We start from the raw sequence: 14,250 nt of genomic DNA, 5'->3' as shown, positions 1-14,250 counted from the left end.
AAAATCTGCAGGACAACAGGAATACTCCGCACGGTATGGAGGAGCCTTATCGGTCCTCTATTACGGCCCTTTCCGGACCGCATTCGAAGGTCCCCGCGATCCGTGTGGCCACGTCCCGCAGCAGGGCCGGATCCAGCAGGTCGTCGTGCCCGCAGTCGAACGGGGTGGCCTTCAGCTCCCCGTCCACGTAGGGGGCCCAGGCGGAGGCCAGCTCCGCCGCGCGCTGCTCGCCGCCCGAGGTGATCAGGGCGACCTCGCCCTTGTACGCCACGGGCCGGTGGGCGGTGACCACCATGATCGTGTTGACCATGACGTCGAAGAGGCGTTCGTCGTCCTCGCCGCCGAGGACGTCCTCCACCAGGCCGAGAGCGCGTTCCCGCTGCTGCGCCTCGTCGCCCCGGTCGTCGGGGTCACCGCCCGCGTCGTCGCTCAGGACGGCGAGCACGTCGGCCGCGGTGAGCAGCCGCTGTCCCTCCACCGGGCCTTCCTGGGCGGGATCGCCCGGCATCGAGTCCATGACGGCCAGCAGGGCCACCTGCTCGCCCTGCTCCTGCAGGGCGGTGGCGATGGCGTGCGCGATGTTGCCGCCGGTCGAGTACCCGAGCAGGTGGTACGGGCCCTGCGGCTGCACGGAGCGGATCTGCTCGGCGGCCTCGAGCGCCCACGCGGCCAGCGAGTCGGGCAGCGGTCCCCGGCCGTCGAGTCCCCACGCCTGCAGGCCGTACAGGCCCACGTCCTCGGGCAGCCCGCGCAGGAGTCCTGCGTAGCACCAGCTCAGGCCGAGCGCCGGCGGGGCGCAGAACAGGGAGGGGCGGTCGCCGCCGCGGCGCAGGACCACCATGGGCGCGGTGTCGTCGGGGGTGTCGAGCCGCGCGGCGAGCAGGGCCGGGGTGGGGGCCTCGAAGAGGGTCCGCACATCCGTCACGACGTCGAGCGCGGTGCTGATCCGGGTGGCGAGCCGCATCGCGAGCAGCGAGTGGCCGCCGAGCTCGAAGAAGTTCGCGTCGACGCCGACCCGGGGCAGTTCGAGGGCTTCCGCGAACAGGCCGCAGAGCAGTTCCTCGCGCAGGCTGCGCGGGTCGCGCCCGGCCGTTGCCCCGGTCACCTCCGGCACCGGCAGGGCCTTGCGGTCGAGCTTGTTGCTGGGACTCAGCGGCAGACGCTCCAGCACCACGATCACGCCGGGCACCATGTGCGCGGGCAGCGCCGCGGCGAGCCGGGTGCGCAGCTCGTGGGGGTCCGGCCGCGCCCCGGCGGCCGGGACCGCGTAGCCGACGAGCCGCTCGCCGTGGACGGCCGCGGCGGCGTGGGTGACACCGGGCTGCTCGGCGAGCGCGGACTCGATCTCGCCGAGCTCGATCCGCAGGCCGCGGAGCTTGACCTGCGTGTCGGCCCGGCCGACGAACACCAGCAGGCCGTCGCGGTCCCACCGGACGAGGTCGCCGGTGCGGTACATCCGGCCGCCGGGGACGAACGGGTTGGCGACGAACCGCTCGGCGGTCAGGCCGGGGCGGTCGAGGTAGCCGCGGGCCAGGCCGGGGCCGGCGGTGTACAGCTCTCCCGCCACACCGGGCGGGACGGGCCGCAGGTACCGGTCGAGCACGTACGCGGCCGCGTTGGCGATGGGCCGGCCGATCGGGGCCGGCTGCCGGCCGGGGGTGTCGTGGACCCAGGACGCGACGTCCACGGTGGCCTCGGTCGGGCCGTAGGCGTTGACGAGCCTGCGGCCCTCGGACCAGTGCGCGATCACGTCGGCCGGGGGTACGTCGCCGCCGGTGACGATCATCCGCAGGGCGGGCAGTTCGATCCGCGGCAGGCCGGACATCACGGCCGGGGTGAGGTGCGCGTGCGTGATGCGCCGGTCGGCGAGGAAGGCGGCGAGTTCGTCGCCGGCCAGGACGCCCGGCGGGATCACGAGGCAGGAGCCGGTGAGCAGGGCGAGGCACAGCTCGGAGACGCTCGCGTCGAAGCTCGGGGAGATGAGCTGTGCGACGCGGTGGCCCGTACCGGCTTCGTAGCGCTCGGCCTGGTTGGCGACCAGGCCCGCGATGCCGCGGTGCGACACCACGACGCCCTTGGGCCGGCCCGTCGACCCGGAGGTGTAGATGACGTAGGCGGCGTCGTCGAGGCGCCGCGGAACGTCCGGTTCCGTACTGGGGAGCCCGTCCGGGACCGGGAAGGAGGCGGGCGAGAGCTCGCACACCGGGCGGGCGTCCTCGAGCATGAACGCGATCCGCTCGGCCGGGTAGTCGGGGTCGACCGGCAGGTACGCGGCCCCCGCCTTCAGCGTCGCCAGCACGGCGACCACCAGGTCCGCCGACCGGGGCAGCCGCAGCGCGACGATCTCGCCCGGTCCCGCGCCCCGCTCGCGCAGCAGGTGCGCGAGCCGGTTGGCGCGCAGGTCCAGCTCGGCGTAGCTGAGCGTCTCGGCGCCCTCCTGCACGGCCGGGTGGTCCGGGGTGCGGGCCGCCTGCCGTGCGAAGAGCTCCGGCCAGGTGAGCGCGGGCACCTCGCGGGCGGTGTCGTTCCACCCGTCGAGGACCAGCCGGCCCAGCTCGGGACCGAGGACGTCGAGCCGGTCCAGCGGCTCGTCCGGTTCGGCCACGGCGGCGGCGAGCAGCCGGACCAGGGAGTCGGCCAGGCCGCGGGCGGTCTCGGGGTCGAACAGGTCGGTGGCGTAGCGCACGATCCCGTTCAGCCCCGAGGTCTCGTCCTCCTCCAGGACGAACGCCAGGTCCACCTTGGCGGACTCGGTGTCGACCTGCTCCCCGCGGACCACGAGGCCCGCGAGCTCCGGCTCGGAGACGTCCAGGTTCTGCAGCGTCAGCATCACCTGGAAGAGGGGGTGGTGGGCCAGCGAGCGGGCCGGGTTGAGCACCTCGACGAGCCGCTCGAACGGCACGTCCTGGTGGGCGAAGGCGGCCAGGTCGGTCTCCCGCACCCGGTCGACGAGCTCGTGCAGCGACGGGCTGCCGGAGACGTCGGTGCGCAGCACGACCGTGTTGACGAAGAAGCCGACCAGGTCGCGGGCCGCCTCCTCGTCGCGTCCGGCGACCGCGCAGCCGAGCGGGATGTCCGTGCCGCTGCCGTACCGGGTGAGCAGGGCGGCGAGCGCGGCCTGCAGCACCATGAACACGCTGGCGTGCCGGCGGCGCGCCAGGTCCACGACGGCGCGGTACAGGTCGGGACCGATCGTCAGCGGCGCCGAGCCGCCGCGGTGGCCGAGCGCCACCGGCCGGGGCCGGTCCAGCGGCAGGTCCAGCAGGTCGGGCGCGCCAGCGAGGGTGTCGCGCCAGAAGGCGGTCTGGCGGGCCAGCACGCTGTCCGGGTCGCTCTCCTCGCCGAGGACCTCCTGCTGCCAGATGGCGTGGTCGGCGTACTGCACCGGCAGCGGCGTCCACCGCGGGGCGTGCCCGGCACGGCGGGCCTCGTACGCGGTGCCCAGATCGCGCAGGAGCGGCCCCATCGACCAGCCGTCGCTGACGATGTGGTGCACGAGCACGAGCAGCACGTGCTCGTCGGCGTCCTGGGTGAAGAGCCAGGAGCGGATCGGGAGTTCGCGGTCGAGTTCGAAGGCGTACCCGGCCGCGGCGACGACGTCGCCACCGGTGACCTCCTCGAGGACCGGCTCCTCGGTCACGACCCGCTGGTAGGGCACGCCCCCCTCGTCACCGAAGACGGTGCGCAGGCTCTCGTGGCGTCCCACCACGTCGGCGAGGGCGGCCCGCAGCGCGGACCGGTCGACCTCGCCGGTGAGCCGCAGCGCGAGCGGGACGTTGTACGTGGGGGACGGCCCCTCGAAGCGGTACATGAACCACAGTCGGCGCTGGGCGGCCGACAGGGGCACCCGCTCGGGCCGCGGACGCGGGGCGAGTGCGGGGCGGGCCGGCCGGGCGGCCGGTTCCTGTGCGGCGATCCGCTCGGCGAACCCGGCGACGGTGGGAGCCTCGAAGAGGGTCCGGATGCCGACCTCGACGCCGAGCTCGTCCCGGACCCGGGCGACGACGCGGGCGGCGAGCAGCGAGTGCCCGCCGAGGTCGAAGAAGACGTCGTCGACGCCGACCGAGGGCACGCCCAGGCTCTCGGCGAAGATCGCGCACAGGGCTTCCTCGCGGGCGTCGCGGGGGCCCTGGGCGGAGGTGACCACCGCTTCGGGTGCGGGCAGCGCGTCCCGGTCCAGCTTTCCGTTGCCGGTGAAGGGCAGCCGGTCCATCGCCACGTACGCGGACGGCGTCATGTACTCGGGCAGCTGCCCGGCGGCGTACGCACCCACGGCCGCCAGGTCGAGCCCGGCGGGCGTCACGTACGCCACCAGGCGCTTGTCCCCCGGCCTGTCCTCGCGCAGCACGACGGCGGCGTGCGCCACGTCCGGGTGCTTGCCGACGGCCGACTCGACCTCGCCGAGCTCGATGCGGAAGCCCCGCAGCTTCACCTGGTGGTCGACGCGGGCGACGAACTCCAGCTCGCCGTTGCGGTTCCACCGGCCCAGGTCGCCGGAGCGGTACATCCGCGAGCCCGCGGGGCCGTACGGGTCCGCGACGAACTTGGTCGCGGTCAGGCCGAGCCGGCCCAGGTAGCCGCGGGTGACCAGGTCGCCCGCGATGTACAGCTCGCCCGTCACGCCGACGGGCAGCGGCCGCAGCTTCGCGTCGAGCACGTACATCCGGGTGTTCCAGACCGGCCGGCCGATGGTGATGACACCGCTGGGGACGGCCTCGCCGGGGGCGATGCGGAATTCGGTGCAGCCCACGGTCGTCTCCGTGGGTCCGTACTCGTTGACCACGGTGACGCCGGGGTGGCGGCGGCGCCACTCGTCGAGCAGTTCGCCCATCAGCGACTCGCCGCCGAGGACGAGTTGCTCGGTCGGGGAGAACGCGTCCGGCAGGTTCAGCAGCAGCGAGAGGTGGCTCGGGGTGGCCTTGACGAAGGCGGGGCGCGTGCCGGGGGCGTCGCCCTTCAGATCGACGAGGTCCACGGCGCCGCCCGCCGTCAGCGGCGCGAAGATGCCGGTCACGGTGAGGTCGAAGGAGATCGGCGAGTGCACGAGCGCCCCGCGCTCGACGGACTCGTACGCGCTGCGGGCCCACGCCAGGTACGAGTTGAGCGAGCGGTGCTCGACGACGACGCCCTTCGGCCTGCCGGTGGAACCGGAGGTGAAGATCACGTACGCGGCGGCGCCGTCCGGCACGAACTCCGGCAGCGGCGCCGGGCCGGTGTCGGTGTCGGTGTCCGTGTCCGGGGCGAGGTCCGCGTCCAGGTGGAGGCGCGGCCGCGTCCCGGGCAGTGCGGTCGTCGTGGTGGTCAGCACCAGCACCGGATCGACATCGTCCAGGACGAAGCCGAGCCGGTCGGCCGGGTGCTCCGGATCCAGCGGCAGGTAGGCCGCCCCCGCCCGGAACACCGCGAGCACCGCCACCACCAGGTCGACGGACTTCGGCAGGGCGATCGCCACGAACGTCTCGGGACGGGCACCCCGTGCGACCAGGATCCGGGCGAGCCGGTCGACCCGCTCGGCCAGTTCGGCGTAGGTGACGCGGTCGTCCCCGCAGACCACGGCGACGGCTGCGGGGGTCCTGGCCGCCTGCGCGGCGAACAGCTCCGGCACGGTCGTCCGGGGCACGTCGTGCCCCGGGTCGTTCCAGCCGACCAGGACGCCGTGGCGTTCCTCCTCGGACAGGATCGGCAGATCGCCGACCGGGAGGTCCGGGTCGGCCGCGGCCGCGGTGAGCAGCCGGACCAGACGATCGGCCATCGCCTGCACCGTCTCGGCCTCGAACAGGTCGGTGGCGTACTGGATCGCACCCTGCAGCCCGTCCGGGCTGCCGTCCTCGGTGTGCTCCTCGGCGAGGAAGAAGGACAGGTCGAGCTTGGCGCTGTCCCCGCCGAGCTGCTCCCGTTCGACCTCCAGGCCGGCCATGCCGAAGTCGCCGTCCGCGGTGTTCGCGAACGTCAGCATCACCTGGAAGAGCGGGTGGTGGGCGAGCGACCTGGCCGGATTGAGCACCTCGACCAGCCGCTCGAACGGCACGTCCTGGTGGGAGTAGGCGGCCAGGTCGGCCGTGCGGACGCGGCGCAGCAGCTCGGCGAAGGACGGATCGCCCGAGACATCGGTGCGCAGCACCAGCGTGTTGACGAAGAAGCCGACGAGGTCGTCGAGCGCCTCGTCCGTACGGCCGGCGATCGCCGTGCCCAGGGGGATGTCGGTGCCCGCGCCCATCCGGGTCAGCAGGGCCGCGATACCGGCCTGGACCACCATGAACACGCTCGCCTGCTGGGCCCGGGCCAGCGCCACGAGCGCGGCGTGGGCTTCGGCGGGCACGGCGAGCTCCACGACACCGCCGCCGTTCCCGGCGACCGCGGGACGCGGCCGGTCGGTGGGCAGTTCGAGGAGTTCGGGGGCTCCGGCCAGTGTCGTGCGCCAGTGGTCGAGCTGACGGGCGATGAGGCTGTCCGGGTCCTCCTCGCCGGCGAGGAGTTCGCGCTGCCACAGAGCGAAGTCGGCGTACTGCACGCGAAGTTTCGGCCAGCTGGGACCCTCACCGGTCAGGCGGGCCGCGTACGCGGTCGCGAGGTCGGTCGCGAGCGGGGCGGCGGACCAGCCGTCCCCGGCGATGTGGTGCAGGAGCAGCAGCAGCGTGTGCTCCTCGGGGCCGGACTCGAAGAGCGTGACGCGCAGCGGGGCTTCCCGCTCCAGGTGGAAGGCGTACCCGCCGGCCGCGTCGAGGGCCTGCGGGGAGAAGGGCTCCACCCGCAGCTCGACGTCGGCGGGCAGGACCTGCTGGTAGGGCGTGCCCGCGAAGTCGGGGAAGACGGTCCGCAGGGCCTCGTGCCGCTCGACGACGTCGGTGATCGCGGCCTGCAGCGCGGTCCGGTCCAGCCGGCCGGTCAGGCGCAGCGCGATCGGCAGGTTGTAGGTGGCGCCCGGGCCTTCGAGCCGGTACAGGAACCACAGGCGTCGCTGCGCGTACGACAGCGGCGGGTGCTCAGGCCGCTCGGCGACGAGGATCGGCGGTCGGGCGGTGGCCGCCGTGTCGAGCCGGGCGGCTATCCCGGCCGGGGTGGGCGCCTCGAACAGCGCGCGGATCGGCAGCTCGACGTTGAAGGTGGAGCGGATGCGGCTGACCAGCCGGGTGGCGAGCAGGGAGTGCCCGCCGAGCGCGAAGAAGTCGTCGTCGGCGCTGGTCCGCCGCAGGCCGAGCACCTCGGCGAACAGGCCGCAGAGGATCTCCTGCTGCGGTGTCGCCGCGGCCCGGCCCGCCGGGGCGGGCGCGAACTCGGGTGTGGGCAGGGCGGCGGTGTCCAGCTTGCCGCTGGGGGTCAGCGGCAGCGCGTCGAGGAGCACGATCGCGCCGGGTACGAGCACCTCGGGCAGCCGTGCGGCGAGGTGCTCCCGGACGGTGCGGACCAGGTCGTCGCCCGCGCCCGGGCCGGCGGCTGCGGCCGTCGCGGCGGGGACCACGTACGCGACGAGGCGCTCGTCGGAGACGGTGACGACGGCCTGGCCGACCTCGGGCAGCTCGGCCGCGGTGGCCCGGATCTCGTCGAGCTCGATCCGGACGCCGCGCACCTTGACCTGGCGGTCGGCGCGGCCGGCGAACTGGATGGAACCGTCCGGGTTCCACCGGCCCAGGTCGCCGGAGCGGTACATCCGCGAGCCCGCCGGGCCGAACGGGTCGGCCACGAACCGCTCGGCGCTCAGGCCGGGCCGCTGCAGGTAGCCGTGTGCGAGCTGGACGCCCGCGAGGTAGAGCTCTCCCACGACGCCCGGCGGGACCGGGCGCAGCGCCCGGTCGAGCACGTAGACGCGGGTGTTCCACACGGGGAAGCCGATCGGCGCGTTGCCCGGGCCTATCTCCTGGCCTCCGTCCCACGCCGTGACGTCGACGGTGGCCTCGGTCGGTCCGTACAGGTGGTGCAGGGGGATGCCGAGCAGGTCGCGGAAGCTCCGGTGCAGGTCCGCGGGCAGTGCCTCGCCGCCGCAGAACACGCGGCGCAGGCTGGTGCAGCCGGCGGTCTGCGGAGTCTGTACGAACGCCGAGAGCATGGCGGGGATGAAGTGGACCGTCGTCACGCGCTCGGCCCGGATCAGCTCGGCGAGGTACTCGGGGTCGCGGTGCCCGTCCGGCTTGGCCATCACCATCGTGGCGCCCTGCAGCAGCGGCCAGAAGAACTCCCAGACCGACACGTCGAAGCTGGTGGCGGTCTTCTGCAGCACCCGGTCGTCGGCCTCGAGGGGGTAGGCGCGCTGCATGCCGTCGAGCCGGTTCACGGCCGCGGCGTGCGGGACGACGACGCCCTTGGGGCGGCCCGTGGATCCGGAGGTGTACATGACGTACGCCGGGTCGGCCGGGTGCAGCGGGCGGAGCCGGTCGGCGTCGGTGAGCGGGGTGCCCCCGTACGCCCCCGTGTCCACGCCGGCCAGGAACGCGCCGTCCAGCACACAGATCGGGGCGGCGTCGGCGAGCATGTAGGCGATGCGGTCGGCCGGATAGCCGACGTCCACCGGCAGGTACGCCGCGCCCGTCTTCACGATCGCGAGCAGCCCGACGAGGAGGTCCACCGAGCGGGGCAGGGCAAGGGCCACGAGCCCGCCGGGACCCGCGCCCCGGCCGACGAGGTGGCGGGCCAGCCGGTTGGCCCGGGCGTGCAGTTCCCCGTACGTGACCTCCTCGCCCTCCAGGACCAGCGCGACCCGTTCGGGGGTGCGGACGGCCTGGGCGTCGAGCAGCTCGGGCAGGACGGCGGCGGGCAGGTCGAGGTCCGTGGCGTTCCACGTCCCGACGACCTGCTCGCGCTCGGCGGGCAGGGTCACGTCGATGCGGCCGACAGGGAGGTCGGGGTCGGTGGCGACGGTCTCGAGGACCTGGAGGAACCGGGCGGCGATGGCGGTGCCCTGCGCCCGGTCGAACTGCTCGGGACGGATGTCGAGCCGGGCGACGAGGCGGTCTCCCGCGATGCCGGTGATCAGGCCGAGCGGGTAGTGGGTCGCGCCGCCGCCGTCGATGTCGCCGATCTCGAGCTTCGTCTCCGAGCTCTCCTCCGTCTCCTCGAAGGGGTAGTTCTCGAAGACGAGGATCGAGTCGAAGAGCTCTCCCAGGCCCGCCGCCCGCTGGATCTCGGCGAGGCTGACGTGGTGGTGGTCGAGCAGGTCGCCCTGCCGGCGCTGGAGGTCGCCGACGACCTCGGTGAACGGTGCGGCAGGGTCCAGCCGGACGCGTACCGGGAGCGTGTTGATGAAGGAGCCGATCATGCCCTCGACGCCGGGCAGGTCGGCCGGACGGCCGGAGACCGTGGCACCGAAGACGACATCGCTGCGGCCGGCGAGCTGCCCGATCACCATGGCCCAGGCACCCTGCACCAGGTTGTTCACGGTCAGGCCGCGGTCGGCCGCCATCCGGACCAGTCGGGCCGTGGTCCCGGGCGACAGCTCGGCGGCGATCCGCTCGGGCAGCACCTTGCCCGCGGGGGCACCGGGAGCCACCGTGGTCGGCCCGTCGAGGCCGGCGAGAGCCTGCTGCCACGCCTGCGCCCCGGCGTCCGCGTCCTGCCGGCCGAGCCAGCCCAGGTACTCCCGGTAGGGGGTGATCCGGGGCAGCCCGTCGGTGCTGCCGCCCGCCTCGTAGACCTCGAAGAGCTCGTTGACCAGCAGCGGCGCCGACCAGCCGTCGAGCAGGATGTGGTGGTTGGTCACCACCAGCCGGTGCTCGCCGGGTCCGAGGTGGACCAGGCTGAACCGGATCAGCGGCGGCCGGCCCAGGTCGAACCGGGTGGCCCTCTCGGTCGTCAGGAACGCGTCCAGTTCCCCGGCCGGAAGGGTCAGTTCGGACCAGCCGGGCGTCACGTCCCGCGGGATGATCTGCATCGGCCGGCCGTTCGCCCGCAGCCGGAAGCCGGCCCTGAGGTTGGCGTGCCGCTGCAGGACGGCTTCGGCGCTGCGGCGCAGCACGGACCCGTCCACCTCACCGGACAGCTCCAGTACGAGCTGGGTGTTGTAGACGTCCACCGCCTCGTCGTCGTAGAGGGAGTGGAACAGCAGCCCCTCCTGCAACGGCGTCAGCGGCAGTACGTCTTCGAGGCGCGAGCGCTTCATTACCAGTCCCCCAGTTCAGCCTCAAGGCTGTCGATCTCACTCTGTGTCAGGTCGTCGCTCAGGTCGGACGGCGTCAGGCCGACCGTGTCGGGCCGCTCGCTGGCGAGCTCGGTGAGCGCGTCGAACCATGCCTGCGCCAGCCGCCGTACCTCGGACTCGGCGAGCAGCCCGGACGCCCAGGCCCAGGTGGCGACGAGGCGCGGACGACCCTCGTGGTTCTCGGTGACCGCGGTGATCTCCACCGCGTGCGTCATCGGCATCTGAGGCGACCTCGGTGCGGGCAGCGGCCCGTCGACGGTCTGCCAGTCGGCGCCCGTGTCGTCGCCGTCCGTGAACCGGCCCAGGTAGTTGAAGCCGATCTGCGGCGCGACGGCCAGGCCGGGCTCCTTGCCGAGGTGGCGCAGGATGCCGTATCCGACGCCGTTGTCCGGGAAGGCGCGCAGCTGCTCCTTGACCCGCTTGAGCCGGTCCGTGGGCGTGCGGCCCTCCGGGTGGAGCCGGACCGGGTAGAGGCTGGTGAACCAGCCGACCGTCCGGGAGGTGTCCACCCCGTCGGCGACGTGCTCGCGCCCGTGGCCCTCCAGGTCGACGAGCACCGGTCCGGCGCCGCGGCCTTCGGCGACCGCCGTCGCCAGGCCGTACAGCAGGACGTCGTTGACGTTGCCGTTGACGCTCGCTGGGATCCTGGTGAGCAGCGCCTCGGTGACCTCCGGTGCCAGCGTCAGCTCGATCTCCCGGGCCGTGGCCGCGGTGTCGATCGCCGGGTCCAGCCGGCGGGTGCCGAGGAGCGGGTCCGCGGTTGCGGCGATCTCCTGCCACACCGGGAGCTCGGCCCGCCGGTCCGCCGCCTGCAGGTGCCCGGACCAGGTCCGGTACGAGGTGGCGACCGGGGCGAGCTCGGGGGCCCGGCCCGCGGCGGCCTGCTCGTACGCGGCGGCGAGGTCGGGCAGCAGGATCTGCCACGACACCGCGTCCACGACCAGGTGGTGCAGGACGATCAGCAGGGTGCCCGACGCGTCGGGTCCGGCGTCGAACCAGACGAACCGTGCGACCTGGCCGGCAACCGGGGACAGTTCCCGGCGGGCGCCCTCCGCGGCTTCGGCGTCACCGGAGGCGACGCGTGCGACCGAGACCGGGACGGTCCCGCGCTCGCGCACCTCGTACGTGCCGTCCTCGTGGCGCCGCAGTCGCAGGACGTCGTGGTGGTCGGTCAGGGCCCGGGCGGCCCGGACCAGTGCCTGCTCGTCGAGGCCGGCGGGGACCCGTACGGCCATCGACTGGTTGAAGCCGTCGGTGGCGTCGTAGTCCTCCAGCCAGCGCATGATCGGGGTGGGCGCGAAGGTGCCCGTACCCGCGTCCCGGTCCTCCACCGTGGTCGGCACGGCGGTGGCCACCTGGGCCAGGAGGGCGGGAGTGCGCTCCCTGAAGACGTCACGGGCCGAGACCAGCATCCCGCCCGCGCGGGCGCGGCTGACCACCTGGATCGACATGATGCTGTCGCCCCCGAGGTCGAAGAAGCTGTCGTCGGGGTTGACGGCGGGCAGGTCCAGGACGTCCGCGAAGATCCGGCAGAGCAGTTCCTCGCGGGCGTCGGCGGGCCGGCGGCCGCTGTCCGCGGCGGTGGCGTTCCACTGCGGCGCGGGGAGCGCCGCCCGGTCGACCTTGCCGTTGGGCATCAGCGGGATCTCGTCCAGGGCCACCAGGGCGGCCGGGACCATGTAGTCCGGCAGGCCGGAGGCGATCCGTGCCCGGACGGCCGCGGGGTCCGCGTCGCCGACGTAGTACGCCACCAGACGCCGGTTGCCCGGACGGTCCTCGCGCACCACGGCGGTGGCCCGGCCCACGCCGTCCACGGCGTTCAGCGCGGACTCGACCTCACCGAGCTCGATGCGGAAGCCGCGCAGCTTGACCTGCGTGTCCGCCCGGCCCAGATAGGACAGTTCGCCGTCGGCGCTCCACCGGGCCAGGTCGCCGGTGCGGTACATCCGCGAGCCGGCGGGGCCGAACGGGTCCGCGAGGAACCGCTCGCCCGTCAGCGACGGACGGCCGAGGTAGCCGCGGGCCAGGCCCGCACCGGCCACGTACAGCTCGCCGGTGACACCGGGGGCCACCGGACGCAGAGCCGCGTCCAGGACGTAGACCCGCGCCCCGGTGATCGGACGGCCGATCGGCGGCACGACCTCGCCGGACAGCGGCGCGCTCATGGTGGCGCACACGGTCGTCTCGGTCGGACCGTAGGCGTTGATCATGCGGCGCCCCACGGACCAGCGGGCGACCAGCTCCGGCGGGCAGGCCTCGCCCGCCACGACGATCGTCGCGCCGGCCGGCAGGGCGTCCTCCGGGAGCACCGCCAGTGCCGTCGGCGGCAGGGTCACGTGCGTCACGGCCCGCTCCGCGCACAGCGCGGCCAGGTCGGGACCGGGCATCAGCCGTTCGGCCGGGGCGACCACCAGGGTCGCGCCCGACAGCAGGCCCATCACGATCTCCCAGGCCGCCGCGTCGAAGCTCAGCGCCGCGAACTGCAGCACCCGGCTGCCCGGGCCCACACCGAACGCGTCCTGCTGGGCCCGCGCCAGGGAGGCGATGCCGCCGTGCGGCACGACGACGCCCTTGGGCCGGCCCGTCGAACCCGACGTGTAGATCACGTAGGCCGGGTGGTCGGCGCGCAGCTCCACCTGCGGAGCCGCCTCACCGGACGGTTCCGGCCCGTCCACGAGCACCACCGGAACGGTGCGCCCGCCGAGACCCGGCAGCGTCGCACTGTCGGTGATCAGCAGCACCGGCCGCGAGTCGGACAGCATGTACGCCACCCGGTCCGCCGGATAGTCCGGGTCGACCGGCACGTACGCACCGCCGGCCCGCAGGACCGCCAGCAGCGACACCACCAGGTCCACCGACCGCGGCAGCGCCACGGCCACGACGGACTCCGGTCCGACGCCCTGCGAGGCGAGGTGTCCGGCGAGCGCGTCCACGCGCGCCGCCAGCTCGCCGTACGTGAGCTCCTCGCCCTCGAACACCAACGCGGGCGCGGAGGGGTCCGAAGCCACCCGGGCCGCGAACAGCTCCGGGAAGGGCTGCCCGTCACGCACCGCACCGGAAGGCGCGGCAGCGGCCCACTCCTCCAGCATCCGGCCGCGTTCGGCGGCCGACAGCACGTCCACCGCGGAGACCCGGCCGTCCACATCGGCGACCAGCCCCTCCAGCACCCGGACGAACCGCTCGCCCAGCGCGTCGGCGCTCGCCCCGTCGAAGAGGTCCGAGGCGTACTGGACCTCTCCGCTGAGGCCGTCGGGGGTCTCCTCCAGGTGGAAGGTCAGGTCGAACTTGGCCACGCCGAGGTCGGCGCCGTCGTAGCGGGCGTCGAGGCCGGGGAGGTCGAAGCCGGCCTCGGTGTTGTTGTCGAGGACGACCATCACCTGGAAGAGCGGGTGATGGGCCAGCGAACGCTGCGGGCTCACCACTTCCACCAGGCGCTCGAAGGGCACGTCCTGGTGCGCGTACGCCGCCAGGTCGGTCTCCCGCACCCGGGCCAGCAGCTCGCGCACCGACGGGTCGCCGGACACGTCCGTGCGCAGCACGAGCGTGTTCACGAAGAACCCGATCAGGCCGTCGAGCGCCTGGTCCGAACGGCCGGCCACGACCGTGCCCAGCGGCACGTCCGTCCCGGCGCCCATGCGCGACAGCAGCACCGCGACAGCGGTCTGCACCACCATGAACGGGGTCACCCCGCACTCACGGGCCACGGCCAGCAGACGGCCCTGCAGCTCGGCGTCGGTCCCGAAGCGGGCCACCCCGCCGCGGTACGAGGGAGTCTGCGGACGCGGTCGGTCGAGGGGGAGTTCGATCAGTTCCGGTACGCCGTCCAGTGCGGTGCGCCAGTAGTCGATCTGGCGGCCGGCCGGGCTCGACGGATCGCTCTCGTCACCCAGGACCTCCGCCTGCCACAGCGCGTAGTCCGCGTACTGCACCGGCAGCGGAGCCCAACCAGGCTCCCCGCCCCCGACCCGCGCCGCATACGCGGCCGAAAGGTCATCCGCCAGCGGAGCCAACGACCAGCCGTCACTGGCGATGTGATGCATCAGCACCACCAGCACCGAGGACCGCGCACCCACCCGCAGCAGCGTCGCCCGCAACGGCAACTCCACCGACAGATCGAACGC

General features: G+C 73.9%; 2 protein-coding genes. Both read right to left on the bottom strand.

What is annotated here, in order from left to right; all coding sequences use genetic code 11:
* Positions 1 to 46: 46 nt before the first annotated feature.
* Positions 47 to 10,090: an amino acid adenylation domain-containing protein gene (locus tag ACWGE1_RS13030; protein ID WP_453420561.1), complete on the bottom strand. Its 10,044-nt coding sequence runs from the start codon at positions 10,088 to 10,090 to the stop codon at positions 47 to 49.
* On the bottom strand, positions 10,090 to 14,235 hold the full coding sequence (locus ACWGE1_RS13025) for an amino acid adenylation domain-containing protein (RefSeq protein ID WP_453420560.1): 4,146 nt from the start codon (positions 14,233 to 14,235) through the stop codon (positions 10,090 to 10,092). Before ACWGE1_RS13025 ends, ACWGE1_RS13030 begins: the two co-directional genes overlap by 1 nt.
* Positions 14,236 to 14,250 lie beyond the last annotated feature (15 nt).

This window comes from Streptomyces sp. NPDC054932 (genome assembly GCF_053610205.1).
The sequence above is the reverse complement of the archived record's forward strand: the minus strand, read 5'-3'. Positions and strand labels throughout refer to the sequence as shown.